Origin of the sequence: Pseudomonas sp. NFX1, from assembly GCF_051123555.1 — a bacterium.
Taxonomy (GTDB): Bacteria; Pseudomonadota; Gammaproteobacteria; order Pseudomonadales; family Pseudomonadaceae; genus Aquipseudomonas; species Aquipseudomonas capeferrum.
The window spans coordinates 5376178-5402044 of sequence record NZ_CP169366.1; the positions used below are offsets into that span (position 1 = coordinate 5376178).

Consider the following 25867-nt stretch of genomic DNA (forward strand, 5'->3'; position numbering starts at 1 on the left):
GACCTACAACCCGATACATTCCCGCACATGGGTAGCACCAGGCGGCTGGCTAGAATGCCCTGCTTCTGATGCGACTGATTCTCTCGAAGAGGATGCCCCCATGTGCGTACTTCCCCGCCTCTGGCAGCGCTTGCTGCCTTTTCTGTTGTTGATGGCGTTCATCCAGACCGCCAGTGCCGTGCAAGCCACCGATGTGCTGGGGCGCAAGGTCGAGCTCGACCATGCGCCGCAGCGCATCGTGCTCGGCGAGGGCCGGTTGTTCTTCGCCCTGGCACTGCTCGACCGCGACAACCCCTTCCAGCGCGTGGTGGGTTGGCAGAACGACATGCGCCTGCTCGACCCCCACACCTATGCGGTATATGCGCAAAAGTACCCGCAGATCACCCAGTTGCCGCTGATCGGCCAGGCCACCGAGCAGAGCGTCAGCGCTGAACAGATTCTCGCGCTCAAGCCCGACCTGGCGATCTTCAGCATTGCCGGCGAGGGCCCGACCCAGCACAGCCCGGTGGCAGACCTGCTGGCCAAAGCCGGCGTACCGGTGCTGTTCATCGACTTTCGTGTACACCCCATCCGCAATACCCAGGTCAGCATGCAAGCGCTGGGCACGCTGCTCGGTCGCGAGGCCCAGGCCCAGCAATACCTGAGCCTGTATGACCGCCACCTGAAGCGGGTGACCGAGGGCGTGGCCGGCCTGCCGGACAACGCGCGGCCCAAGGTCTTCCTCGAACTGTTGGCCGGGGTCTGGCAGGCGCCTGGGCACACCACCGGCAAGAGCGGCCTGGGCAGCGTGGTCGAGGCCGTGGGCGGGCATAACATCGGTGCCGACGTGGTGCCGGGCGCGCTCGGCGATGTGAGCGTCGAATACGTGCTGCAGGCCGACCCTGATGTGTATATCGCCACCGGCAACCGCGCACCTGGCGTGCTGCTGGGGGCTGGGGTATCGCTCGATACCGCGCGCCAGAGCCTGGCCAAGATCACCGCGCGGCCTGAATTTGCGCCGCTGCGGCCAATCCAGGCGGGCCAGGCGCATGGCCTGTGGCATGACTTCTACAATTCGCCGTTCAACATCCTCGCCATCGAAGCCATGGCCCGTTGGGTGCACCCCGAGCGCTTCGAGGGCCTCGACCCGCAGGCGACCCTGGCCGAGATCAACCAGCTGCTCAAGGTCGGCCTGGACGGCCAGTACTGGGCCGACGCCAAGTGACTGCACTGGCTCAGGATGGCGCCGCACTGGCCGCCTGGCACTATCGCCGGCTGCTGTGGCGGCGCGGGTTGCTGGTAGCGGGGCTGGCGCTGTTGCTGCTGGTGTCGGTGCTGGGCGACCTGGCCAGTGGCGCCTCGGGCATGAGCCTGGGGCGTTTGCTGCAGGGCATTTTCGAGCCGACCACGCTCAGTGCCACCGAGCGGGTGATCATCTGGAACGTGCGCCTGCCGTACGCGTTGATGGCGGTACTGGTGGGGGCGGCGCTGTCGCTGGCCGGTGCCGAGATGCAGGCGATCCTCGACAACCCGCTGGCCAGCCCCTTCACCCTGGGGGTGTCGTCGTCTGCTGCGCTGGGCGCTTCGCTGGCGATTGCCTACCCGCTCGGGGTCGCCTGGCTGGCGCCGAGCGCCCAGGTGACAGTGATGGCGTTTGCCTTCGCCTGCCTGTCGGTGGTGCTGCTGCAGATGATGTCGCGCTTGCGCGGTGCCGGTGTGCAGAGCCTGGTGCTGTTTGGCATCGCCTTGGTGTTCAGTTGCAACGCGCTGGTGTCGCTGCTGCAATTGCTGGCCACCGAAGACGTGCTGCAGCAACTGGTGTTCTGGACCCTGGGCAGCCTGGCGCGGGCCGACTGGCACAAGCTTGGCCTGTTGGCCCTGGTGCTGGCGGTGCTGCTGCCGTTTTCGCTGCGCGCCGCGCCAGCGATGACCTTGCTGCGTATGGGCGAGGACCGCGCGCGCAGCTTTGGTGTGGACACCCGGCGCCTGCGCCTGGCCTCGTTGCTGCGCATCAGCCTGCTGTCGGCCACTGCGGTGGCGTTTGTCGGCACCATTGGCTTCGTCGGCCTGGTCGGGCCGCACATCGCGCGATTGCTGGTGGGGGAGGACCAGCGGTTTTTGTTTCCGGCCAGTGCGCTGGTGGGCGCACTGATGCTGTCGTTGTCGTCGCTCGCCAGCAAGTTGCTGCTCCCTGGCGTGATCGTGCCGGTGGGCATCGTCACAGCCCTGGTCGGTGTGCCGGTGTTCGTGGTGCTGGTGTTTCGACGGGGGAGAAGCCTGTGAGCCTGTCGATCGAACATCTTTGCGTTGCCTACGGCGCACGGCAGATTCTGCATGGGGTGACGCTGCCTGCGTTGCCGGCGGGTAGCCTGGTGGCGCTGGTCGGGCCCAACGGCGCCGGCAAGTCCACACTGCTGCGGGCCTTGGCCGGGCTGGAGCGAATGCAGGGCACACTGCGCCTGGATGGCCAGAATGTGACGCGGCTGGGCTCTGCCGAGCGCGCCCGGCGCCTGGCCTACATGCCGCAACAGCTGCCGCCGGGGCTTGCCTTGGGCGTGCTGGAAAGCATCGTTGCGGCGTTGCGTGTCGGCGGCAGTGAAGACCTGCTCGGTCATGCCTTTGAGGCGTTGCGGCAATTGGGCATCGAGGGCCTGGCCGAGCGCTCGCTCGACAGCCTGTCGGGTGGCCAGCGGCAGTTGGTGGCGCTGGCGCAGTTGCTGGCGCGCAATCCGCAGGTACTGCTGCTGGATGAGCCGACCAGTGCGCTGGACCTGCACTACCAGCTGCGGGTGATGGGCGCGGTGCGTGAGCGGGTAGTGGCGCATCGGCTGCTGGCGGTAGCGGTGCTGCATGACATCAACCTGGCGGCCAGCCAGGCCGATTGCCTGGTGGTGTTGCGCGAGGGCAGGGTGGTCGCCTGCGGGGCGCCTGCCGATGTCCTGAAGCCGGCGATGCTGGCCGAGGTGTATGGGGTCGAGGCGCGGGTCGAGCAGTGCTCGCAGGGGCGCTTGCAGGTGTTGGTGGATCGGGCGCTGGCCTGACGCCCGGCCTGCGGTTTGTAGGAGCGGCCTTGCGTCGCGAAAGGGCTGCGCAGCGGCCCCCGGCAATCTCTGCTGTGACATAGAACCTGGGGCTGCTGCGCACCCCTTTCGCGACGCAAGGCCGCTCCTACAAAGGCCCGCAAGGTGGTTTCCGCAAGGTCATTCGGGCAGCAATCTGTCGCGGCTGTTGGACAGGTGCAGGCACATCGCCGCCCGCGCTGCATCCGGGTCCTGGCGGCGGATGGCATTGAGAATCGCCTCATGCTCCAGGTTGGCCAAATACGCATGCCGGGCCAACCTGGCCCCGGCCCGTTCGGCCAGGGCCATGCGGTTACGTGGGATAAGGCCGCTGCCAAGCTGCACCATCATTTCGCTGAAATACAGGTTGCCGGTGGCCTCGGCGATCAACAGGTGGAAGCGCCGGTCAGCCTCGATGCAACTGTCGCCGGCGGCCGCCAGGTCTTGATAGTCGTCCAGCGCCTGGCGCATGCGTGCCACGTGCCCGTCGTTGCGGCGCACTGCGGCGAGAGCGGCGGCCTGGCCTTCGAGGCCGATGCGCAACTCCAGCAGGTCGCGCACGCTGGCGGCGTTTTCCGCGCCAACGCGCAGGCCTGCCTGGGGCTGGCGCTCGATCACGAATGTACCGATACCGTGGCGGGGCTCCACCAGCCCCGAGGCCTGCAACTTGGACAAGGCTTCGCGCACCACGGTGCGGCTGACCCCATGCTCGCGCACAAGGGTGTTTTCCGAAGGCAACTTGTCGCCGGGTTTGAACGTGCCCAGCAAAATCTGCTGGGTCAGGCTGGAAACCAGGTCGTGGGCGCGGCTGTGGCCGCGAACACGGGTGGGTGCTGTGTCCATGGTGGGCTCGGTGTTATCGGTTGGCTTGTACGACAAGTTAATTCATAAAAATAATCTCTGCTGGTTTTTAGTCTGCTGAAGCCAGCGCTGTGCGCAGTTGTTTTTGAAAGATTGCAGCATTTTCTCATTATGGCAGCTTGTATTTTGCCTTTTTGGCGACTTTATCGATCTTGTCGTACAACTTCGCGAAGCCTATGCTCCTCCCACTGTCATGTCAGACAACCCGCATAAAAACAACTAGTGGGAGACCCGCAAAGTGAACGACACCCTCGCTCCGCCTGCCTGCAATGGCGGCGACACACTGGCCAGCGCCGTGGCCAAGGTCAAACGCCATGTGTTACCGCTGTTCGTCATCATGTTCATCGTCAACTACCTCGACCGCGTCAACATCGGCTTCGTCCGCCCCCACCTTGAAAGCGACTTGGGCATCAGTGCGGCGGCCTATGGGTTTGGCGCCGGGCTGTTCTTCATCGGCTACGCACTGTTCGAAGTGCCCTCCAACATGCTGCTGCAGCGTGTCGGCGCGCGCCTGTGGCTGACCCGCATCATGTTCACCTGGGGGCTGGTGGCCACGGCCATGGCCTTCGTCCAGACCGAAACCCAGTTCTATGTGCTGCGGTTTCTGCTGGGCGTTGCCGAGGCCGGGTTCTTCCCCGGGGTGATCTACTACTTCACCCGCTGGTTGCCAGGCGCCGAGCGTGGCAAGGCGATTGCCATCTTCCTCAGCGGTTCGGCGCTGGCCTCGCTGATCTCCGGCCCGCTGGCCGGGGCCTTGATGCAGATTCAGGGGCTGGGCTTGCACGGCTGGCAGTGGATGCTGTTCATCGAAGGCATGGCGTCGGTGACGCTGTGCTTCTTCGTGTTCTTCTGGCTCGACTCCAAGCCGCAGGATGCCAAGTGGTTGAGCCAGGCCGAGCAGGCGGCGCTGGTGCAGGCCATCGACAGCGAGCAACGTCAGCGTGAGGCGGTCGGCGCGGTCAAGCTTTCTGCCTGGAGCCTGCTCAAGGATCGCCAGATCGTGCTGTTCTGCCTGATCTACTTCTGCATCCAGCTGACCATCTATGCCGCGACCTTCTGGTTGCCGAGCATCATCAAGCGCATGGGCGACCTCAGCGACCTGCAGGTCGGCTTTTTCAACTCGATCCCATGGCTGATCTCGATTCTTGCCATGTACGCCTTCGCTTCCGGTTCCAGCCGCTGGAAGTTCCAGCAGGCCTGGGTGGCCGCTGCGCTGGTGATCGCCGCCATCGGCATGTTCATGTCCACCACCGGTGGGCCGGTGTTCGCCTTCGTCGCCATCTGTTTTGCCGCCATCGGGTTCAAGTCGGCCTCGTCGCTGTTCTGGCCGATTCCCCAGGGCTATCTGGACGCCCGTATTGCGGCGGCCGTGATCGCGCTGATCAACTCGGTCGGCAACCTCGGCGGCTTCGTCGCGCCCACCACCTTTGGCCTGCTCGAACAACAGACCGGCTCGATCCAGGGCGGCCTGTACGCCTTGGCGGTGACGTCGGTGCTGGCGGCGATCGCCGTGTTCTTCGTCCGCACCCGCCCCAAGGGCGCCCCTTCCGATGAGCTCAAGGCGCCTTCGGCCCTGGGCCAGACCCACTGATGACTGCGAGATAAAAACCATGAACATGCAGACGACACCCGCCGTGCACTCCGCCACCCCCGTGGTCACCGACCTGCGCGTGATCCCGGTGGCCGGCCACGACAGCATGCTGCTCAACCTCAGTGGTGCCCATGGCCCGTACTTCACCCGCAACGTGGTGGTGCTGCGCGACAGCGCGGGCAACACCGGCCTGGGCGAAGTGCCGGGTGGCGAGATGATCCGCCAGACCCTGGAAGACGCCCGCAGCCTGGTAGTCGGCCAGCCCATTGGCCATTACCAGCGCGTGCTCAATGCCATGCGCCAGGCGTTCGCCAACCGCGATGCCGGCGGCCGCGGGCTGCAGACCTTCGACCTGCGCATCGCCGTGCACGCGGTCACCGCCGTCGAGTCGGCCTTGCTCGACCTGCTCGGCCAGCACTTGCACGTGCCCATGGCCGCACTGCTGGGTGAAGGGCAGCAACGTGAGGCGGTGAAGATGCTGGGTTACCTGTTCTACATTGGCGACCGCCAGCAGACCGACCTGGCCTACCGCGCCGAGGCCGATGCTGACAACGACTGGTTCCGCCTGCGCCATGAGCCGGCGCTGACGCCCGAAGCCGTCGTGCGCCTGGCCGAAGCCGCCCGGCAGCGCTATGGCTTCAGCGACTTCAAGCTCAAAGGTGGCGTACTGCGCGGCGAGGAAGAAATGGAGGCGGTGACCGCCCTGGCCGAGCGCTTCCCCGATGCACGCATCACCCTCGACCCGAACGGCGCCTGGTCACTCAAACAGGCCATCGCCCTGTGCCGTGACAAGCACGACGTGCTGGCCTATGCCGAAGACCCTTGCGGTGCCGAGAACGGTTACTCGGGCCGTGAGGTGATGGCCGAGTTCCGCCGCGCCACCGGGTTGCCCACCGCCACCAACATGATCGCTACCGACTGGCGGCAGATGGGCCATGCGATCCAGTTGCAATCTGTGGATATCCCCCTGGCCGACCCGCACTTCTGGACCTTGCAGGGCTCGGTACGGGTGGCGCAGATGTGCCATGACTGGGGGCTGACCTGGGGCTCGCACTCCAACAACCATTTCGATATCTCGCTGGCCATGTTCACTCAGGTGGCCGCAGCGGCGCCGGGCGAGATCACCGCCATCGACACTCATTGGATCTGGCAGGACGGCCAACGCCTGACGCGTGAGCCGCTGCGCATCGTCGATGGCCAGGTGCGCGTGCCTGCGCGGCCGGGGCTAGGGGTGGAGATTGATGAGGACCAGTTGGCCAAGGCGCATGAGTGCTACTGCAACATGGGCCTCGGGGCGCGCGATGACAGCGTGGCGATGCAGTTTCTGATACCGGGCTGGCGCTTCGACAACAAGCAGCCTTGCCTGGTGCGCTGAGGCACGGCGGTTCGTTACCCCGATAAACCCGCTCCCGCTTGGGAGCGGGTTTTTTTATGCATGGGCGATACACACCCAAATGAAAAACGATAGCTTCAGACGGCCCGATGGCGCGTTTGGGCATGCCAATCGCGACATCTGACGGGAATGGAAAAGCGTTGTCGTGATCGCACACCTGCGGGACGTTCTCGTGTAATTTTCCTACGCCTTACGGGGCTTAAATGAACCCCGAATTCCACTGATGTGTTGCTCTGAAAGCGTGCAAAAGGCCAACAACAGCGCGTGAGCGACGTGTCATTTCGATGGCCTCTCAAGGAGATATTGTTCGCCTACGCCTGCCCCCGTCCTTCCTTGTGTCAGCAAAAAGAGAACAAGATCAATGAACACCGTGGGATCTGATGGCAACCTTGCACAAGGTTTCAAGCCACGTCATGTAACGATGTTGTCCATCGCGGGCATCATCGGTGCGGGACTTTTCGTAGGCTCCGGGCACGCGATTGCTGCGGCCGGGCCAGCCACCATAATTTCTTACTTCGTGGCCGGTACCTTGGTGGTACTGGTCATGCGCATGCTCGGCGAGATGGCCGTAGCGCACCCTGACACCGGATCGTTCTCCACCTACGCTGACCAGGCCATCGGCCGCTGGGCTGGCTACACCATCGGCTGGTTGTACTGGTGGTTCTGGGTGTTGGTGATCCCCATCGAGGCACTGGCGGCGGGGCATGTGCTGAACGCCTGGTTCCCGCAGGTCGACAGCTGGATCTTCGCCCTGGCCTCGGTGCTGCTGTTGGCGTGCACCAACCTGTTCAGCGTGGCCAAGTACGGTGAGTTCGAATTCTGGTTCGCCATTCTCAAGGTCACGGCGATCCTTGGCTTCATCGGCCTGGGCTTCGCGGCGCTGATGGGCTGGTTGCCAAACCGTGAAGTCAGCGGGTTGAGCGGGTTGATCGCCGAGCACGGTGGTTTCGCGCCCAACGGCTGGTCGGCGGTCATCGGCGCCTTCATTACCGTGATGTTCAGCTTCATCGGTACCGAGGCTGTGACCATCGCCGCCTCCGAGTCCAGCGACCCCTCACGCAACATCGCCAAGGCCACGCGTTCGGTGATCTGGCGGATCAGTACCTTCTACATCCTGTCGATCTTCGTGATCATCTCGGTGGTGCCGTGGAATGATCCACAGCTGGCGGCGGTGGGTTCCTACCAGCGTGCGCTGGAGATCATGAACATCCCCAACGCGGCCTTCATGGTCGACATGGTGGTGCTGGTGGCCGTGACCAGCTGCATGAACTCGTCGATCTACATTGCTTCGCGGATGATGTATTCGCTGGCCAAGCGCGGTGATGCACCGGCCTTCCTGAACAAAACCTCGAAAGTCGGCGTGCCGCGCTCTGCGGTGTTCGGCAGCACCTTGATCGGCGCGGCCATTGCTGTGCTCAATTACTTCGCGCCCAAGGGCGTGTTCGAGTTCCTGCTGGCAAGCTCCGGCGCCATCGCCTTGCTGGTGTACCTGGTCATCGCCATCTCCCAGTTGCGCATGCGCCGTCGGCTGGAGCGCGAGAACGCCGAGCTGAAGTTCCGCATGTGGCTGTTCCCGTGGTTGACCTGGGCCGTGATCATCTTCATCGCGGCGGCGCTGGCGGTGATGATGTACACGCCTGAGCACCGGGTGGAAGTGAGCTCGACACTGGGCTTGGCGATTGTGATTTCCTTCTTGGGGATCGTCACTTCGCGGGGGCATGCGCAGGTGGTGGCGGCGCGGTCGGTGGGGTGATGGAGTGGTGGGCGAAGGTGCTTGGCTTGGGTTTTGTAGTGGTGCGTAGATCGAGCGCCGCGCGGGCGGCGCTCGATCTCACAGGCGCTGAAAATACCGAGCCGAACACTGACGCCCCACCACCCTACAAACAGCCAATCAGCGGCGCACCCTTTCGATATACCTGACCACCGCCGGCGCCTTCTCGAAACGCCGATGAATCAGGCTCAGCCACGAACTGGCCTGGCAATCGGCAATGCGTCGGTAATTCACCTGCGCCAAGCTGATGCGCTGCACCACCGACTCCGGCACCACGGCTATGCCCTGGCCCAACGACACCAACGTGATCACCGCCACCAGGCTACCGGGTTGCGGGCCCAGTCGCGGGACAAAACCCCCTTGTGCCGCCACTTCCAGCGTGCCGGAGATCTGCTCGGGCAGGATGAAGGTTTCACCGGCCAGGCGTGCCGCCGGGATCTGTGGCAGCTCGTTGATCCGTGAGCTGGCGGGCAGGGCGAGGACAAAACCTTCCTGGTGCAGGCCGATGGCTTGCAGCGTGTCAGGCAGTTCCATGGGCGAGCGCACGTAGGCGAGGTCGAGCAGGCCGTCGCTGACCCTGTCGGGCAGCTCGGCCATGGGCAGTTCGCGGATGTTCAGGCGCACGCCGGGGTGGCTTTCGCTGAAGCCGATCACTTGCCGCTGCAGCATGCCCGAATAGGCAGCAGAGGCCACGTAGCCCAATTCGATGCTGCCACTCTCGCCTCGGCCCGCACGCTGCGCACCCAGTTGCGCCGCGTCGAACTGGCGTACGGCCTGTTCGGCTTCGATCAGCAAGGCTTGGCCGGCGGCGGTGAGGTTGACCTCGCGCTGGCTGCGTTCGAACAGGCGCACGCCCAGCTCGCGTTCCATGTCCTGGATCTGCCGGCTGAGGGTGGGCGGAGCGATGCCCAGCTGTTCCGCAGCCCGGGTGAAATGGCCGTGTTGGGCGACGCAGAGGAAGTAGCGGAAATGGCGGATTTCCATGCGGTGTTACCTGCAAGCTAATGACGCGGGCCTTGGGGGCTAACAAGCCTCGGGGCTGACGGCGTTAAGGTGAAGACAACACTACAAGGCTGGTGGCGTGGCGGCAAAGGTATCGGCAGTTGCCGGTGACACAGCAAGGGGCCCCATGACAACCAGCCCGCTTCTGGAGCCTTGCCATGCCCATCACCGCTTCCCCGCGCTTCACCCTGCTCACCGCTTCGCTGGTCTGCGCCCTGATCATCCTCGACACCAACATCGTCGCCGTCAGCCTGCCCAGCATTGCCCGTGACTTGTCCGGCTCGTTTGCCGACATCGAATGGGTGGTCAGCGCGTATCTGCTGGCCTTCGCCGCGTGCCTGCTGCCAGCCGGCAGCCTGGCCGACCGCTTCGGTCGGCGGCGCATGCTGCTTATCGGCCTGGCCGTGTTTGGCGCCGCGTCGCTGGCCTGTGGCGCCGCCCCCACCCTGATGTTCCTTGACCTGGCCAGGGCCGCCAAGGGCATCGGCGCGGCCATGCTGCTGACAGCGGCCCTCGCGGCCATCGGCCATCGCTTCCATGAACCCCAGCAACGCCTGAGCGCCTGGGCCTTCTGGGGCGCCTGCATGGGCGCCACCATCACCTTCGCGCCGCTGCTCGGCGGGGTTATCGCCAGCACCCTGGGCTGGCGCTGGATTTTCTACATCAACCTGCCGCTGGTGGTGGTGCTGGCAGTGATGGTGCTGCGCAGCGTCGAGCCCTCGCGCGACAGCGCCGCAGCACGCCTCGACCCGTGGGGCAGCCTGACGTTCGCCGGCAGCTTGGGTTACCTGATCTGGGCAATGATCGACGCCAACCAGGTCGGCTGGGGCAGCGCCCAGACCCTGGGGCGGATGCTGATCAGTGCGTTCCTGTTCGGCCTGTTCATCATGGTCGAGCGCAGCCAGGCGCGGCCGATGATCGACTTGCGGCTGATGCGCAGCGGGCGCTTCGTCGGTGCCTTGCTGGGCATGTTCGCCTACGCCGCCTGCGCCCAGGTCATGATGACCCTGTTGCCGCTGTACCTGCAGAACGGCCTGCAACTGTCGGCCCTGGCTGCCGGTGCGGGCATGCTGCCATTCGCCGTGGCCATGTTGCTGACCCCGCGGCTGGGCATGCGCCTGGCTGCGCACTTGAGCCCGGCGCAGGTGTTTACCCTTGGCCTGGTGCTGGTGGGGGTGGGCAACCTGCTGTGTGCCTGGGCCGCAGGCTACGGCGGCTACACCGCCTTTGCCCTGGCCAGCCTGGTGCTGGGCGCGGGCGCAGGCCTGCTCAATGGCGATACGCAGAAGAACATCATGGCCTGCGTGCCGCGTGAGCGCACCGGCATGGCCTCGGGGTTGAGTACCACCACGCGGTTCGGCGCGATTGTGCTGGCCATCGGTGTGCTCGGGGGGGTACTGGCTACCCGTAGCGGGCAATTGCTCTACGACGCCATGGCCGCCGTGGCGCCCGCGCAGCTGGGCCAGGTTGCCGCGATGGCCACGCGGGTTGCGGCGGGCGACCTGCAGGCGGCGTTGGCCGTGCTTGAGCCCGGCTTGCGGGAGGCGGTGGCCCCCTTGGCCCGCCAGGCGTTCATGGGTGGGTTCGAGGCAGTGTTGCAGGCTGCAGGTGTGGCGGCGCTGCTGTTCGCGGTATTGGTCGGCACGTTGCTGAGCCGACCACTGCCCGCCCTGCAGGAAGCGCTGGTGGCGGACGGGCAGTCATAGGGCCGGCGGCTTTTGCACAATGTTGTGAAAATAAATGAGGTGTTTTCTCATTCTCGTTCGGCTTGTAGGGAAGGCCGGAATACAGGCCAGTCCGCCAGCACTCCACGGAGCGAGAAAATGAGTTCGACCCCGGTTCCCCAGCGCCATCCCTTGAATCGAGCCTTGCACGGCGCCTTCCTGGGGTTGGTTGTCAGCAGCTATGCATTGCCGTCGCTTGCGCAACCGTTGCCCGCTGATCACAACAGCCAGCTGCAGCAGTGGAGCATCCCTGCCGGCCCGCTGGCGCCGGCGCTTGACCGCTTTGCGCGGCAGGCAGGTGTCAGCCTTTCCTACGATGCGCAGAGCATCGCCGACCGCACGACCCAAGGCGTACAAGGCCCGCTCGAAACACCGGCAGCCCTGTCGTCGTTGTTGCAGGACACCGAGTTACAGGCGCAGCAGCAAGGCCCGAACGCCTATCTGGTGATCCCGCAAGTAAAGCCTGCCGGCCCGCTCGAACTGGGTGCGACCGAGGACTATCGCCTTGCGCCCGTCATCATCAATGCCAAGGTCAAGGCCAGTGCTGACGACGACACCGACTCGGTGGTTGCCAAGGAGCTTTGGGTGGGTGGCAAGGTCGCCACCAGCATCCTCAACACACCTGCGTCCGTGTCTGTGGTTACCCGCAAGGAAATGGAGCAGCGCAGTGTCAGCACCACGGAAGAGGCGCTGCTCTACACCCCAGGCGTCATCAGCGACTTTTATGGCTCGGACGACCGCAACGACTACTTCCAGATCCGCGGCTTCCAGGCCACGACCTACCGCGATGGGTTGACCTTGAGCTCGATGCGCGGCGTGCGTGAAGACCCGTTCGCCTACGAGCGCATCGAGATTCTGCGCGGCGCCAACTCCACCCTGTTTGGCCCGGCAGACCCAGGCGGCTCGGTAAACTTTGTGACCAAACAGCCGCGCTTCGAGCAGTTCGGCCAAGGCTACGTGACCTACGGCTCCTATGACCATGCCGAAACAGGCATCGATGTAGGCGATGCCCTGAACGATGAAAAAACCCTGGCCGGTCGCTTCACCGCCAAGATGCAGAACAGCGACCGCGAGTACGACCATTCCCAGGACGACAACCGCTTCGTGATGGGTGGCCTTACCTGGGCGCCCACCGACTACACCTCGGCCACCGTGATTCTGGATTACCTGAAGACCGACAGTTCGCCGAACAGCGGTGGTTACCCGCTGGACAAGGAATACGACCGCAGCGATTTCTACGGTGAGCCCAGCTACAACTTCCACAACGTCGAGCGCACCAGCCTCAGCGGTAACATCACCCACGACTTCGACAACGGCTTCGTGCTGCGCAGCAACCTGCGTTACAGCGAGTTGAGCGATGACTTTGGCTACGCCTACCTCAGCGATAGCCCGACGCGCGTTGGCACCACCATTCCACGCTACGTGTTTGGTACCGACAGCGACGCCGACCAGCTCAACGGCAACCTGATGCTGCAGTACGATGCCCAGTTCGAGCACATCGACAGCAGCACCCTGGTGGGTGTGGAGTATCTGGACTCGACCACCAAGCAAAGCTCCGTCTATGGCCTGGCGCCTTCGATCGATATCGCCAACCCGGTATTCACCGGTGTGCCCGGCGGCATCACGCCCTATACCCGCAAAAAGAATGACGCCACGACCAAGGCGGTGTTCCTGCAGCAGAACCTGTCGTTCTACGACCGCGTCATCGCTACTGCGGGCGTGCGTAATGACTCCATGGAGCTGTCCAGCAAGGAGTACATCGGCACGGTGGGGAGTGAGCGCGACAACTTCTCCGAAACCTCTTACCGCGGTGCGCTGACCTACATCGTCAACGATGAGGTTTCGACCTACGTAAGCATGGTCGAATCGGTCTCGCCGCCCCAGGTCGGCGTCACCCCGCAGACCGGCCGGCAGTACGAAGTGGGCATCAAGTACTCGCCCATGGGCATGGACGCGTTGTTCTCCGCTGCCATTTATGACCTGACCCAGGAAAACGTCACCATCGCCGTGGTGCTGCCGAGCGGCATCATCGAGCAGCAGACGGTGGGTGAGTCCCGTGTGCGCGGCCTTGATCTGGAAGCCAAGGCGCAAGTGACGCAGAACATCAGCGTGATCGGGGCGTATTCGTATATGGAGTCCGAAGTGCTGCGCGGGGCGTTGTATGACGGCTCGTCGCTCAAGGGTAAGGAATTTACCACCGCGCCGAAGCATTCGGCGTCGTTGTGGAGCTACTACAGCATTCCTGACACGGACGTGAGCGTCGGCCTGGGCGCGCGGTATGTTGGCGCTTATTACATGGATGCTGCCAACACCAAGAAGAGCGATGGGACCACGTTGTTTGATGCGGCTTTGAACTACCGGATTGCCAAGGGCACCGACCTTGCCCTGAATGTCAGCAACCTGTTTGATGAGCAGCATGTGGTGGGTTCCGGCACGGCGAACTACTACAACCCGGGGCGCGAATTCACGGCCAAGTTGAGTTACAACTGGTAACGCAGGCTTTTGCGGTGCCCGCCGTATGGCGGGCATGCACGGCGGCTTCGACGACAACCTTGTGTGGGCGGTTTTTCAAATGAGAGACTAAGTAGTCGATCTAATGAATAGCGTTGCAGGTCGGCTTCTGCATCCCTGGAGAAAGCATGAGAAAAGTCGACCCTGAGAAACACCAGGCCAAGCTGCAGCACATCCTCGAAGCCGCTGTGGCGTGCTTTGCCGAGAAAGGCTTCCGCGGCACTTCGACCAACGAGATCTGTGCCGCAGCGGGCATGAGCCCAGGCAACCTGTTTCACTACTTCCCCAACAAACAGGCAGTGATTGAGGCCATTGTGGAGGAAGACCGACGTGAAATGAGCGAACGCTTCGCCCAACTTGCCGACGAGCCCGATGCCATTGTGGCTATCGAACAATTGGCAAAAGGCCTGCTCAAGCAGTGCGCCGACCCGGTCTACGCCAAGATCGGGGTCGAGGTCGTTGCCGAGAGCATGCGCAACCCTGAGATGGCCACCTTGTTCGCGGCCAGCGAGGCTTCGATCAAGGGCGATCTGGTTACTCTTCTGCGCCGGGGGATCGCCCAAGGCCAGATTGATACCGCCCTGGACCCGAAAATCGCTGCTACCTGGCTGCTCGCGCTCATTGACGGAGCCGTCTCGCGCTCTGTACTGGACCGCGATTTCAAGCTCAAAGCCTATACGCCAACGTTGATGCGCATGATCCGGCGGTTTCTCGAATAATGCCCTTGGGCTAACGGGTGCAGGCCTGTTGTGCCCGGGGCCCTGATTCGCCGTGAAGCCGGATCACGCGCTGGGCAGCAAACAAGGCGAACAGGGGCGCGAAAGCGAATACGCCGAACAGCCAAGTTGCAGCGCTCGCCGTGCCCAGGCTACCGCCTGGGTCCGTCAGCCCGGCAAGGTTTGCCACCATGCCGGCCAGCGCCGCGCCGAGTGCTGTGGCGAACAGCTGCACGGTGGTGATGGACGCCGCAGCCAAGTCCTGCTCGCCTGCCGAGGCGACCTGAAACACGCGGGTCAGCAGGTGCGGCCAGGCCAGGCCCACCCCCAACCCGATTGCAACCAGTGCCAGGCAGATCGGCGTGATCGTCAGCCAGCCGCCTGCACTTTCGCTTCGAATCAGAATGGCAAGCGCCACCATGCCGGCCAACCCAAGGATTGGGCCGGCGAGGATGGCGCGCCTGATGCCTTTATCACTCGCCCCGGCACTGGCGAGGGACCCGAGCGTCCACCCGGCAGCCATGAGCGCAGCGAGATAGCCGGCGGCGAGGGGGGATTGATGGTGAAGCACCTGAAGGAACAGCGGCACGAAAATCTCGCCACTGGTAACAGCGACGGCCAGCAGCGACATGGTCGCATACAGGGCGCACAACGCAGAGGTGAGGCTGAATGCACCTGCCGGCAGCAGCCTATGCCGTGAGCGGCTTTCGGTGCCTATCAGCAAGGCTGTGAGAATAACGGCGGCGCCAAGGCCGGCGATGTTCCAGGGCAAGCTTGGCGAGACGCTGCCGGCCGAAACGGCCAGCACTGCCGAGGTCAGAAACACCAATTGGGCAAGTGGCAGCGGCGCGCGCGCTGACCGTTCAGCATGGCGTTTGGGCAGCACGACCCCAGCCAGCAGTGCGAACAACACGGCGACCGGGATCAGTGACCAGAACGCGGCGCGCCACGCGCCGAGTTCAGCGAAGATACCGCCGACCGCAGGGCCGATCAACGTCGCCACTCCCCACATGCCCGAGACCAGCGCCATTGCACGTGGCCATAAGGCCTCGTCGAAAACCAGCCGGATCATGGCGTAGGAGAGGGCGAACAGAAAACCCCCGCCGAGCCCCTGAACAAGCCGCCCCGCCAACATGATCGGCATCGAGGGGGCAAACGCACACAGCAGCGCGCCGCAGGCAAACACCAGTGTGGCGACGATGTAGGCGCCACGTGGCCCAGCGGCGCCAAGCAACCTGGCCGAGAGCGCTGAACCGAGGATCGAGGCCGCGACGAACAGCGTGGTATTCCACGCGTAATAGTCGATACCGCCGATGTCCTTGACCACTGAAGGCAAAATAGTGGTCGCAATGTAGACGTTGACCGCATGCAGCACCACGCCCCCGGCCAACGCGAGCGAGCGCACGCCATTCGCGCCCGACAGCAGGGCAGCCCAGCCAGCATTGGCCGGGCGGTTATCCACAGGTGTGCCTGCTTCTGACACGGATTGCGCGCTTTGGGCAGGTGAGGCGTGATGCTTGTTCATGTCGGCTCCACTTCGATCGTTCACCCGCCGCGGCGAGCAGGGTTTGCGAAGGCAAACCGACACCCCTTATAAAACCTCAGGTTAAGGTGAGGTCAAGCGGCATTTGAATTCATGTTAGCGATGAGCCCAGCATAAACACCGTTGAGCTGCTCCAGCTCAGTGTGCGTTCCGCATTCAACAACGCGGCCATGCTGTAGAACGACGATCTGATCAGCATGCCGAATGGTGGAGAGGCGGTGGGCAATGGTGATTGTGGTGCGGCCTTTAGCCAGGGCCGCCAGGGCAACTTCCATGGCGCGTTCGGTTTTTGTGTCCAACGCACTGGTCGCTTCATCGAGCAGCAGGATCGGAGGGTTGCGCAGGATCGTGCGGGCGAGCGCAAGGCGCTGCTTTTCACCGCCCGAGAACCGGTACCCGCGGTCGCCAACCAGCGTGTCATACCCGTCGGGCAAGGCCGACAGGCTGTCGTGGATTTGCGCGATCTTGGCCGCCGCGATCAGCTCTTCATCGGTGGCGTCGGGTTTTGCGAAGCGAAGGTTTTCTGCCACCGAGGCATAGAGCAGATACGGCTCCTGTGTCACCACGCCAAGCAGATCGGTCACCGTTTCAAAACTCAGCGTGCGTACGTCCACGCCGTCGTAACGGATTTCACCAGCACTGACATCGTAAAGGCGCGCCAGCAGATAACCCAGCGTGGTCTTGCCCGACCCTGTTGAACCTACGATGGCGACGCTGGAGCCGGCTGGAATATCGATCGAGACATCCGACAGTGTTGGCTGCGGGTTATCTGGGTAAGAGAAGCTGACATGCTTCAACTGCACTGCGCCTTGCATGTGCAGGCGATCCAAGGTGATGGCATCAGGTTGTTCGGTGATCTCCACGGGCTGGTCAAGGTACTGAAAAACACGGGTGAACAAGGCGCGGGTGGTGCGCATTTCACGGCCGATTTCCAGTAAGCCTTCCAAGGGCCAGAGCAACTGCTCCTGCAGGGCGATCATCGCCACCAGCGTGCCGATGGTCGCCGGTACCCCAGCATTGAGCAACAGGCCGCCCAGCAACAGGGTAAGCGCCGGGAAGATCGACAGCATCAGCAGGATCAACTGCCATTGCCACTCACCTGCGGTGTGGGAGCGGACCTCAAGGCTGGCGACCTCTTTCGAGGTGCGGGTGAAGCGTTGGGTCAAATGTGCCGCGCGGCCGAGGGTACGCGCCAGGATCACCCCCGAAATCGACAGCGATTCCTGCACCGCTGCAGACATATCGCCAAGGCGCACCTGCTGTTCGTGGGTAATGGTTTCCCGCAGCTTGCCGACGCGGTCGCTCAGGAGGATCGAGATCGGCACCGCGATCATCGAAAACAGCGCAAGGCGCCAGTCGAGTAGAAACATGGCAATGGTTGTCATCACCACGATGCTGAAGTTACGTGCCAACTCGTTGGCAGTATGGGTGACGAGTGTTTGCAGGCCCCCGATATCGCTGGCAATGCGTGATTGGATTTCGCCAGAGCGTGTTGCCGTGAAGAACGACAGGGAAAGCGATTGCAAGTGCGAGTAAAGCTTCACCCGCAGGTCATGCATGATCGACTGGCCGATCTTGGTCGACATGACGATCTGCAGCGTGTTCAGCCCGGCCGTCAGAGCGGCAACGCCAATCAACCCCCCCGCGAGGTACACAAGAAGGCGCAAGTTCCCGTCAGGTAGCGCCTCGTCAATGATCGCCCGCAGCAGGAAAGGGGACGCCATGCCAATCGCAGAGCACACCAGGATCAGGCAGACGACCCGTGCTATTTGCAGTTTATAGGGGATGAACAACGCGATGATCCGGCTTGCCGACACATGCTTGGCTGCAAGGTCATGGTAGGTGTCAGCTTTTGCGATGCCATGTTCAGTCATTTTTATTCCGGCCCTGTAGGCACTGAATGGTTGCCCACCCTCGGTGAGCGTTCCTTGTAGCGATATCCCTGAGCAGGGGGCCGCTTCGGCACCCTGGACGCTTCCGTCGGCGCGAGTGTATTCTAGACTAAGTGCTTAGTCTATTAATTGCGAAGGGATGAACCGGGCTGCTGTTCCCGGTGCAAAGGGAGGTTAGGATGACAAAGAAATCCAGGATTCTGGCGTGGGTAGGTGGCCTTGCGGTTCTGCGGGTGGGTGGACGGCAAGTTGTCGTGGTCCCCAACGCCACTCATAGCCTGTTAAGAGCGGGATTATTCAATTATCAGTTGCTCTCGCAATGGCCGCGATGGCCAACCGCCGGTGGGCAGTCCATTTTGTGGGAGCGGGCTTGTCCCGCGATGGAGTGCGAAGCGCTCCTGTACCCGATATCAAAGGTGTCAAAGAAGCCGCGGTGTGGATTTTCACGGAATGTTGGGGAGTGGGGCTGCTATGTGCTTGACGGGAGATAGGGTGATGGGGGCTAGGTGCCTGTCTTGGGTTTGGAGGTGGGGCGGAAATCGAGCGCCGCCCGCGCGGCGCATCGCGAGCTCTGCTCGCTCCTACATTTGTTTCGGGCCAGTCACGTCTGTGCCAGCGCGCGCGACCGCCTTGTTTGTCCGACACAATATCGCGTCGTGCCAACAAGGCGGTCGCGCGCAAATGCCACAGGCCTCACTGGCCCGAAACAAATGTAGGAGCGAGCGTAGCTCGCGATGCGCCGCGCGGGCGGCGCTCGATCTGATAGGCGACGAAAATGCCAAGCCAGGCACCTGGTGGCCCCGAATACAAGCTCCAGGCATTCACAACCCCCCTGAAAAAGCCGAGGACACCCTGGCCCCCATCGCCCGTGCGGCACGGGCCTTGGGCATGTAATTTTCATTGGCACTTCTGAAACACCACACCAAGGCACGATCGTCCACCGCTCAGGCGCCAACCAGGGTTTTGAACAGTGGCTCCTGCGACAGCCGAGCACGAGTGTCTTCAAGCGTTAAACGCACGGCCGCATCACCGAACACCAAACCCTGAAGGTAGGTGAAGTGTGGGTTGAACAGGCCGAGCGTACTCAATACCTGGCGCAGGTAAGGCGTCAGAAAGTCCGGTTGCCGCGCGGATTCACCTTGGTGAAAGCCACCAGAGCCCACCAACACGTACACCGGGCGGTCTTTCAGGAGCCCGGTCTTGCCCTCGGGGCCTGAACGGAATGTGCGGTGAATACGCAAGACGTAATCGACCCAGAGCTTGAGCGCGGCAGGCAGCGTGAAGTTGTGCATCGGCGTGGCAATGAGCAGGATATCGCTGCGTTCCAACTCGCCGATCAGCGCCTCCGAGAGCTCGAACACCGGTGAGTCGAACGGTGTGGTGGTGGCCAGGGCATGGGCGTAGTCCCTGTCGAGCGGTGGCAGTGGGTACCTGCCCAGATCGCGTTCGACCAGTTCGAGCCGCGGATACCGATGGCGCAAAGAGGCGACTAATTCCAGCGCCACCTGATTGGCATGGGAGACGTGGCCATGGGGGCTGGCATTGATCAAAAGTACATTGTTCATGGCTGACTCTCTGTTTGCAGGCGCTGTGTAAAGTGCATGCCGTGCGCCAGCAATCCCTGGCGGAAGTAGAAACGCTGAGCCAACGGCATGTGCAGCCCGGTGTCCAGTACGAAATGCGCGCAACCGCGCTGCACCGCCTCTTCGCGAACCGCCCCCAGCAGCCGCGCCCCCAGGCCACTGCGCTGCACGTCCGGCTGCACCACCAGGTCGTCCACGTAAACAAAGCGCCCGTAGAGCAAGTTTTCCATCTCGCGGTAACCGGCCAGGCCGACAACCTGCTCACCCTCCCACGCGGCCAGCAGGCGGTAGCCTTGCCCAGCTTGCCGAAGCAGTTGCTGCACATAGCTGTCCCGGTCAGTGACATGCGGGCGCAATTCGCGCATGAGGTTGAAACTCGCCTGAAACCCATTCCGGTCTTCGAGGTGTTGCAGTGTGTATTGCATAGCCGTCGTCCGCTATAGAGTGATGGCTGACCTTAATCCGCCAATGACTTAAGCTACAGGGCCGAAAAGTGCATAAATGACTGGGCCAAGATGCTTCCCTTCACGCTGGACCGCAGCCAGTCCGAGCCGATCTATCGCCAGCTCTATCTCCGTTTTCGTGAGTCCATTGCCGACGGCCGCCTGCGCCCGGGCGACCGGGTACCTGCAGTGCGCGCGTTGGCGGCGGAGTTGAACCTGGCGCGAGGCACGGTGGAGGCGGCATACCAGTTGCTGATCGGCGAGGGCTACTTGATCGCCCGTGGCGCCGCCGGCACGGTGGTCACCCCACACCTGCCACCCGTTCCCACCCCCACGCCGCGTGCGCCAGTGGCCTCGACGCAGTACCAGCCCACCCATTCAGGTGAGCTGCCGTTAGCCCTGCAGATGGGGCTGCCGGCGCTGGATGCCTTCCCCCGCAAGCTCTGGACAAGACTGGCCGGCCGCCAACTGCGCCAGGCTGGCCTGGAGGGGCTTGTCTACCCCGACCCGCGCGGGCATGCCCCGTTACGCGCGGCCATCGCCACCTACCTGGGCATTTCACGCGGTATTACCTGCCACCCAGAGCAGGTGTTCGTGTGTGCCGGTTATCGTGCCTGCCTGGACCTGATCAGCCACACCTTGATGCGCCTGGGCGACACCTGCTGGCTGGAAGAGCCCGGCTACTTCATGGCCAGGAACGCCCTGCTGGAAGCCGGCGCGCAATTGGTGCCGATCCCCGTGGATGAGGACGGCCTCGACGTCGCGCAGGGCATTGCCCGCGCCCCGGATGCACGCTTTGCCGTGGTTACGCCGACCCACCAGAGCCCACTGGGCATGTCGCTGTCACTGCCGCGCCGGTTGGCCCTGCTGGGCTGGGCCAACCGGCGCGGTAGCTGGGTTATCGAGGATGACTACGACAGTGAGTACCGCTATCAGGGCAAGCCCTTGCCCGCACTCAAGAGCCTCGATCAGCAAGGCCGCGTGCTGTACACCGGCACCTTCAGCAAGGTGCTGTTTCCTGGCTTGCGCCTGGCTTACCTGGTGGTGCCGGCGGAGCAGAGCGCCGCGTTCGCCCGCCAGGCGGACCGGCTGCATAACCACTGCCCGCATGTGCTTCAGGCGACGGTCTGCGCGTTTCTGCAGGAGGGGCACTTTGCCCGGCATTTGAAGAAAATGCGCAGCCTTTATGCGCTGCGTCGGCGGTGGTTGGTTGAGGCGCTGGGGCAGCAGTTTGGGGGAAGGGTAGAGATCAACCCGCGGGCGGGGGGGATGCACCTGGTTGTGGGGATTCGAGAGGGGAATGATATCGAGATTGCTCGGCGTGCTCGGGCGGTTGGGGTAGCGGTGGAGCCGCTCTCGGAGTGGTATCTGGGAGGGGCGCGTAGGCGGGGGGTGGTGGTGGGGTTTACCAATATTGTTAGTGTGGGGCAGGCGGGGCGGGTGGCGGAGCGATTAAGCGAGATTATTGAGGGGTGAATGGGGTCGTGGGGCTGGAGCGTGACTCTTGGAGCGGCTTCAGAGGTGGCGTAATGCAATTATTTTTACCCGCTCGTTCAACAATTTAAGCCAGAAAATTTGGGCTGCGACGCAACGTTCGCGGTGGCTAGGGGTCAATCAAGCAAGCTGATGGCAAAAGGCCCCTATCGCATAAAGGTGAATGGATAGTGGAAAATCGCCGTCCGACCCTCGGCAGGGTCCATCGTAGCGGCCCCAGGCGCGCTTGAAAGCGGGATGGACAGACCGGGTCGAGGGCGAACTTCAAGCCTTGAACGATCACATTCTAAACGCGAAATACCCTGTGTCCGTACAGGGTTTATGGAGAGGTCTGGACCACGATCCAGGCCTGTCATGGAGGATATGTTGCGAGATCTGCTGTTCACCCTGCCCGCCATCATGTCGGCCTGGCCCTTGCGCCAGCGCTGCTCGATCGCCTGCCCGGCATTCTGAACACTCATGAATGACCAGGTTGCGTAGATCGAAAAATTAGTGTCGCCACGTATTTTTCAAAGTGGTGTTCTGATGGTGCGTCCCCTCGTTTGGGGGGGTACGGCGCCCCATGGGCTAAGTGCGAATAAAATCCTTTAAAATCAGGTAGTTATTGCCTTTGCGCGGCAGTATTCGTCTGTGATTGCCCGTGTCTTTCCCATGGCTAAGGCGTTATGAGGCGCGCCTCTGAAAGGGCACCAGAGTTTATGAAGGGGTAACAGAGGCGTGCAAAAATACGTCGCGGATTGCAAGGATTGTCCCTATCTGTCAAAATTTCGGTGTTGCACCTTTCTAAGTTTTGGCTGAAAATGCTGCTCACGGAGCGAGATATGGATGAACTCGAGTCAACGACAACATCATGGGGCAGCAGGTCCAGCGAAGACGTGGATGTACGCGCGCTGCGCCGCTACAACCGAATGCTCTGCGTGCTGCTGGATGTCGGTGAGTGGGCCTGCATGGCCTTGCTCCCCTGTGTAGCGGTCGCCGCCATCTGGCTCGTGACACAAACGAATTTTGAAAACGTCGTGTTCTATGACGGAACCGACTCGATTTGCATTTACGACGGAACGACAGGGGAAATCCGGAATGTCGAGTAAGGAAACCCAGCACGGAACCCCGAGTGGCGATGGGCCGGAAGCTCGTCGGGGCACCGATGAAGAGAAGCTGCTGGAGCTGGCGCTGGACGAAACGCCCGGGGAGGCAGCGGCTACCGTCCGGGAAGTCAAGCGTCTGCAGCTGGAGTGCCTCGACCTCAAGCGCCGTAACAAGCGCGTCTGGGGCCAACTGTTGGCACTCACATGCGTATTCGGCTTGACCATCGGCGCCGTCGTTTTCTGGTACCCGAAGTACCGCTGGATACCGACCACGGATAACCACGCCATCTGTGAAGTCTCGACTGAAAGCAACCCGCGGGTCACCCCTGCGACCTTGGCCGAATACGCTAAAGACGCCGTCGTCAATTCGTATTCCTACGACTATGTGAATTACCGCTCCAACCTCAATGCCGCGGGTGCCCGCTGGTACACGGATGACGGGCGCAAGGCCTTCCTGAAGACGCTGGACGACTCGGGGAACCTGGAGCGCGTGCTCAAGGGCCGGATGATATTGCGTGCCATGGCGACTCAAGTTGCCCAGGTCGAAGAAAGCGGTGTGCTCGCAACAGGTCAGAACTACTGGCTGGTACAGGTGCCTGTCGCCATCGAATTCTATGTCGGTGGTGACCAGCAGGCACGCTCGCGCCAGGACTTCCTGGCGGCTGTCACCATCGTTCAGATCCCGGCTTCGGCCACTAACACCAAAGGGATCGCCGTCGATTCTGTTCAGCTGTCGCCGTATATCTCAAGGAAGTGACCATGAAGAAGCATCTGATCGCATCGTTGATTGCGAGCGCTATTGTCATGCCTGCGTTTGCCAATGAGCCGCAAATCGCGCCCGTTACCGCCGATGGCGCCGGGCAAGTCGATGCCGCGCAGGCCAATGAAGCGCCACCCCTGCCGCCCATGAACGGCCTCGGTCGGCAAGTAGCCAGCGCTGCTCAAGTGGTCTACCCACGTCCGGAAGATGTCGTCAACGAAACCATTCAGGATGTGCAGGACTCGCAACTGACCCCTGCGCAACTGGAGCTGGTCAAAAAGCTCTGGCTCGATCGTGAAAAACAGAAAGCCACGCCCTACGTCAGCCCGGCCAAGCCTGTGACTCGCACCCTGGCACTGAACCTGGATCCGGGCGTGTCGCCGCCCATCGTTCGCCTGAGCAAAGGCCAGCAATCATCGATCGTGTTCTCTGACTATGCCGGGCAACCGTGGATGATCCAGAACGTCTCGATCAACCGTGAGTTGTTCAGCGATGGACGCGAGCGCGGTGCGCAAGGCGGTCAGGGGCAGGGCGGCGGCGTCACGCCTACCAACATCCTGACCCTGGACCCCGCCACTGCTGCTGCCTACGGCAACGTGACCGTCACCCTGCGTGGCCTGTCCACCCCGATCATTCTGATTCTGGCCGCAGGCCAGGAGGAAGTGGACATGCGGGTGGATGCCAAGGTGCCAGGGCGCAACCCTGACGCTGCGGCCTCGGTTGCCCTGCAGAACATGCCAAGCATCGACAATGCGCTGACCTACTTCCTCGATGGCGTGCCGCCGAAGGAAGCGCTGCGCCTGAGGGTGACCGGGTTGGATGGCGTGGAGGCCTGGAGCTATCGCCAGAACATGTATGTGAAAGCGAAGGCTGACGCTCAGTACCCGGCGTACACCAACGCTGCGCGCAGCACGACTGGGGTGGCCGTGTATCGCTACGCCGGCTTGCAGAACAGCGTCACGTTCACGACCGGTGGGCAAGCCGTTACCGTCTTCATCGAGCAAGGGAATCTGCAATGAGTGAGAACAATACACCGCCCAGTGACGCAGGCTTTGATGAAGAGCACGATCACCTGGTGGCCGATCGCGACGAAGCCTCTGCCGGGAAGTCGGACAAGGCGCGCAAGTCGAACGAGATGCAGCGCAATCTGCAAGCCGTGTTCGGCTCGGGTGTTGGCAAGGTCTCGCTGATTGCTGCCGGCATCGTGGTGGTTGCGTTGGGGGCGCTGGCCTACAATGGCATGACCGCCAAGGACGAGCCGGTCGGCCAGACAGCCAAGGTCGATGTGCCTCGTGCGCCACAGCCCGAAGTGTCGGTCGATCCGATTTCCGCTGCCGAAGCCGAACGTCGCAACCAGCGAAGCTCACTGGAAGCTCAGCAGGCCGCCGAGCGCGGCATGTCGTATCAGCCGGGCTTCGACCCCAACATCGTGGCCTCCACCAGCAAGGACTACGCCCGCGATCAGGCGGTGCAGTTCAATGTACCTGGGCAACCCTACAACGATACCAGTGCTCCGCCGCCGATCTATGTCGGGGCCGGCCAACCGCCCCGCGAAGAGGCGGCGAACGCTGCGCTAGCGGCTCGCCAGCAAGGTGGTGCGGGCAACGCCCAGGTAGAGGAGCAGGAGCGTCGGCGCCTGGAGGAAGAGCTGAAAAAGGCCCGCCAAGAGCGCGATGCCTACGTCAGCGAGCTGAAAAGCGAAACGCTCAAGTCGATCAAGCAGCTCATGGGCGAGTCGGAAAGCGCCAAAGGGTTTGCTGAAAAAAGCAGCTTCAGCACGGTCAGCTACTACCCGGCCGAGCGCGCTGTGGCCGACGACGGGGGCGCTATGGCGCGTACCGCCAAGGACAAGAAAGACCCCAGCGCCATCGAGGCCGTGGGCGATACCGACCGCGAATTGCTGATCAAGACCGGCACGATCATGTATGCCACGCTCGATGCCGAGGTCAACACCGATGACGGCGGCGATGTCCTGGCAACCATTCGTGGCGGCAAGTGGAACGGCTCCAAACTGATCGGCAAGATCGAGCAGGCGCCGGACAACATCCGCGTCAAGTTCACCATTCTTGCGCCGCCGGTAAACGACACACGCCCCACCATGCGTATCAGTGCAGTGGCGCTTCGCGAAGACGATGCCAAGCAAGGCATTGCCGAGACGAAGGACCACCACACTATGGAGCGCTACTTCGCACTGGGCGCTGCCTCGCTGCTGTCCGGTTACGGCCGGGCCTACCAGCAGACGGCGGGCACCACGGTCATCAGCCCGAGCGGCGTAGTGGCCCAGACCACCACCGAGCCTTCCTCCAAGCAGGTCATCGGTATGTCGGTTGGCGAGCTGGGGACCTCCATCGCCTCGGAAGTGCGCCGTGGGTTCAACCGGCCTGCTACTTACGCGACGCCTGCGAACAAGGGCTTTGGCCTGTTCTTCCTGCAAGACGTTCACGATCAATCTCGATAAGG

At 62.8% G+C, this 25867-nt stretch carries 20 protein-coding genes; 14 read left to right on the top strand and 6 right to left on the bottom strand.

All coding sequences use genetic code 11. The features are described from left to right. Positions 1-100: 100 nt before the first annotated feature. Genes DJ563_RS24195 through DJ563_RS24205 form a run of 3 tightly spaced genes read left to right on the top strand, consistent with a single transcriptional unit; the run spans position 101 to position 3020 of the window. Positions 101-1204 (top strand): ABC transporter substrate-binding protein, encoded by a 1104-nt coding sequence (locus tag DJ563_RS24195; protein WP_434518461.1) that lies wholly within the window; start codon positions 101-103, stop codon positions 1202-1204. Next, positions 1201-2262, top strand: coding sequence for a FecCD family ABC transporter permease (locus DJ563_RS24200; RefSeq protein WP_434518462.1), 1062 nt, complete (start codon positions 1201-1203; stop codon positions 2260-2262). The genes DJ563_RS24195 and DJ563_RS24200 overlap by 4 nt, the downstream gene beginning before the upstream one ends. Next, positions 2259-3020: an ABC transporter ATP-binding protein gene (locus DJ563_RS24205; protein ID WP_434518463.1), complete on the top strand. Its 762-nt coding sequence runs from the start codon at positions 2259-2261 to the stop codon at positions 3018-3020. The genes DJ563_RS24200 and DJ563_RS24205 overlap by 4 nt, the downstream gene beginning before the upstream one ends. Before the next feature lie 159 nt (positions 3021-3179). Here DJ563_RS24205 and DJ563_RS24210 read toward each other — a convergent pair whose 3' ends face one another. Further along, positions 3180-3881, bottom strand: coding sequence for a FadR/GntR family transcriptional regulator (locus tag DJ563_RS24210; RefSeq protein WP_033702574.1), 702 nt, complete (start codon positions 3879-3881; stop codon positions 3180-3182). 256 nt (positions 3882-4137) lie between these two features. Between DJ563_RS24210 and DJ563_RS24215 the strand changes: the two genes are divergently transcribed. The 3 genes from DJ563_RS24215 (at position 4138) to gabP (ending at position 8636) form a co-directional block, all read left to right on the top strand. After that, positions 4138-5490 (top strand): MFS transporter, encoded by a 1353-nt coding sequence (locus tag DJ563_RS24215; protein WP_033701668.1) that lies wholly within the window; start codon positions 4138-4140, stop codon positions 5488-5490. Between the two features lie 19 nt (positions 5491-5509). Then, the gene (gene gudD, locus DJ563_RS24220) at positions 5510-6865 is read left to right on the top strand and encodes a glucarate dehydratase (protein WP_434518464.1); all 1356 of its coding nucleotides are present in this window, start codon (positions 5510-5512) and stop codon (positions 6863-6865) included. Between the two features lie 379 nt (positions 6866-7244). Next, positions 7245-8636 carry a GABA permease gene (gene gabP / locus DJ563_RS24225; RefSeq protein WP_434518465.1) on the top strand — a complete coding sequence of 464 codons (1392 nt, stop codon included), beginning with the start codon at positions 7245-7247 and terminating at the stop codon, positions 8634-8636. Positions 8637-8774: 138 nt separating this feature from the next. Here gabP and DJ563_RS24230 read toward each other — a convergent pair whose 3' ends face one another. Continuing rightward, positions 8775-9638: a LysR family transcriptional regulator gene (locus DJ563_RS24230; RefSeq protein WP_186652631.1), complete on the bottom strand. Its 864-nt coding sequence runs from the start codon at positions 9636-9638 to the stop codon at positions 8775-8777. 176 nt (positions 9639-9814) lie between these two features. On the opposite strand from DJ563_RS24230, the gene DJ563_RS24235 reads away from it, so the two are divergent. The 3 genes from DJ563_RS24235 to DJ563_RS24245 all read left to right on the top strand — a co-directional run bounded on the left by DJ563_RS24235 (position 9815) and on the right by DJ563_RS24245 (position 14610). Next, positions 9815-11362, top strand: coding sequence for an MFS transporter (locus tag DJ563_RS24235; protein WP_434518466.1), 1548 nt, complete (start codon positions 9815-9817; stop codon positions 11360-11362). Between the two features lie 117 nt (positions 11363-11479). Then, positions 11480-13873: a TonB-dependent siderophore receptor gene (locus DJ563_RS24240; RefSeq protein WP_434518467.1), complete on the top strand. Its 2394-nt coding sequence runs from the start codon at positions 11480-11482 to the stop codon at positions 13871-13873. Between the two features lie 146 nt (positions 13874-14019). After that, positions 14020-14610 (top strand): TetR/AcrR family transcriptional regulator, encoded by a 591-nt coding sequence (locus DJ563_RS24245; protein WP_274098782.1) that lies wholly within the window; start codon positions 14020-14022, stop codon positions 14608-14610. 10 nt (positions 14611-14620) lie between these two features. Here DJ563_RS24245 and DJ563_RS24250 read toward each other — a convergent pair whose 3' ends face one another. From DJ563_RS24250 to DJ563_RS24265, 4 genes are all read right to left on the bottom strand, one after another. Then, a complete protein-coding gene (locus DJ563_RS24250) occupies positions 14621-16132 on the bottom strand; it encodes an MFS transporter (protein WP_434518468.1) in 1512 nt (503 codons plus the stop codon). Between the two features lie 92 nt (positions 16133-16224). After that, positions 16225-18024 carry an ABC transporter ATP-binding protein gene (locus DJ563_RS24255; RefSeq protein ID WP_434518469.1) on the bottom strand — a complete coding sequence of 600 codons (1800 nt, stop codon included), beginning with the start codon at positions 18022-18024 and terminating at the stop codon, positions 16225-16227. A gap of 962 nt (positions 18025-18986) precedes the next feature. Beyond that, positions 18987-19607, bottom strand: coding sequence for an FMN-dependent NADH-azoreductase (locus tag DJ563_RS24260; RefSeq protein WP_274100516.1), 621 nt, complete (start codon positions 19605-19607; stop codon positions 18987-18989). Continuing rightward, a complete protein-coding gene (locus tag DJ563_RS24265; protein ID WP_274100515.1) occupies positions 19604-20050 on the bottom strand; it encodes a GNAT family N-acetyltransferase in 447 nt (148 codons plus the stop codon). The genes DJ563_RS24260 and DJ563_RS24265 overlap by 4 nt, the downstream gene beginning before the upstream one ends. A 90-nt stretch (positions 20051-20140) precedes the next feature. Here DJ563_RS24265 and DJ563_RS24270 point away from each other — a divergent pair, with 90 nt between their 5' ends. The 5 genes from DJ563_RS24270 to DJ563_RS24290 all read left to right on the top strand — a co-directional run bounded on the left by DJ563_RS24270 (position 20141) and on the right by DJ563_RS24290 (position 25865). Continuing rightward, complete coding sequence (locus tag DJ563_RS24270) at positions 20141-21544, top strand: PLP-dependent aminotransferase family protein (RefSeq protein ID WP_434518470.1); 1404 nt, start codon at positions 20141-20143, stop codon at positions 21542-21544. Positions 21545-22383: 839 nt separating this feature from the next. Further along, positions 22384-22650, top strand: coding sequence for a hypothetical protein (locus DJ563_RS24275; RefSeq protein ID WP_095063969.1), 267 nt, complete (start codon positions 22384-22386; stop codon positions 22648-22650). Next, entirely contained in the window at positions 22640-23404 is a 765-nt protein-coding gene (locus DJ563_RS24280; RefSeq protein WP_095063844.1) for a DotI/IcmL family type IV secretion protein, read from the top strand. Before DJ563_RS24275 ends, DJ563_RS24280 begins: the two co-directional genes overlap by 11 nt. Positions 23405-23406: 2 nt before the next feature. Then, on the top strand, positions 23407-24426 hold the full coding sequence (locus DJ563_RS24285) for a DotH/IcmK family type IV secretion protein (protein WP_095063843.1): 1020 nt from the start codon (positions 23407-23409) through the stop codon (positions 24424-24426). Further along, on the top strand, positions 24423-25865 hold the full coding sequence (locus DJ563_RS24290) for a DotG/IcmE/VirB10 family protein (RefSeq protein ID WP_186652627.1): 1443 nt from the start codon (positions 24423-24425) through the stop codon (positions 25863-25865). Before DJ563_RS24285 ends, DJ563_RS24290 begins: the two co-directional genes overlap by 4 nt. Positions 25866-25867: the final 2 nt, after the last annotated feature.

Coding starts and splice junctions, on each gene's coding strand:
- DJ563_RS24195 (WP_434518461.1), top strand. CDS start 101: ATGTGCGTACTTCCCCGCCTCTGGCAGCGCTTGCTGCCTTTTCTGTTG.
- DJ563_RS24210 (WP_033702574.1), bottom strand. CDS start 3,881: ATGGACACAGCACCCACCCGTGTTCGCGGCCACAGCCGCGCCCACGAC.
- gudD (WP_434518464.1), top strand. CDS start 5,510: ATGAACATGCAGACGACACCCGCCGTGCACTCCGCCACCCCCGTGGTC.
- gabP (WP_434518465.1), top strand. CDS start 7,245: ATGAACACCGTGGGATCTGATGGCAACCTTGCACAAGGTTTCAAGCCA.
- DJ563_RS24230 (WP_186652631.1), bottom strand. CDS start 9,638: ATGGAAATCCGCCATTTCCGCTACTTCCTCTGCGTCGCCCAACACGGC.
- DJ563_RS24235 (WP_434518466.1), top strand. CDS start 9,815: ATGCCCATCACCGCTTCCCCGCGCTTCACCCTGCTCACCGCTTCGCTG.
- DJ563_RS24240 (WP_434518467.1), top strand. CDS start 11,480: ATGAGTTCGACCCCGGTTCCCCAGCGCCATCCCTTGAATCGAGCCTTG.
- DJ563_RS24245 (WP_274098782.1), top strand. CDS start 14,020: ATGAGAAAAGTCGACCCTGAGAAACACCAGGCCAAGCTGCAGCACATC.
- DJ563_RS24250 (WP_434518468.1), bottom strand. CDS start 16,132: ATGAACAAGCATCACGCCTCACCTGCCCAAAGCGCGCAATCCGTGTCA.
- DJ563_RS24255 (WP_434518469.1), bottom strand. CDS start 18,024: ATGACTGAACATGGCATCGCAAAAGCTGACACCTACCATGACCTTGCA.
- DJ563_RS24260 (WP_274100516.1), bottom strand. CDS start 19,607: ATGAACAATGTACTTTTGATCAATGCCAGCCCCCATGGCCACGTCTCC.
- DJ563_RS24265 (WP_274100515.1), bottom strand. CDS start 20,050: ATGCAATACACACTGCAACACCTCGAAGACCGGAATGGGTTTCAGGCG.
- DJ563_RS24270 (WP_434518470.1), top strand. CDS start 20,141: ATGCTTCCCTTCACGCTGGACCGCAGCCAGTCCGAGCCGATCTATCGC.
- DJ563_RS24275 (WP_095063969.1), top strand. CDS start 22,384: ATGGATGAACTCGAGTCAACGACAACATCATGGGGCAGCAGGTCCAGC.
- DJ563_RS24280 (WP_095063844.1), top strand. CDS start 22,640: ATGTCGAGTAAGGAAACCCAGCACGGAACCCCGAGTGGCGATGGGCCG.
- DJ563_RS24285 (WP_095063843.1), top strand. CDS start 23,407: ATGAAGAAGCATCTGATCGCATCGTTGATTGCGAGCGCTATTGTCATG.
- DJ563_RS24290 (WP_186652627.1), top strand. CDS start 24,423: ATGAGTGAGAACAATACACCGCCCAGTGACGCAGGCTTTGATGAAGAG.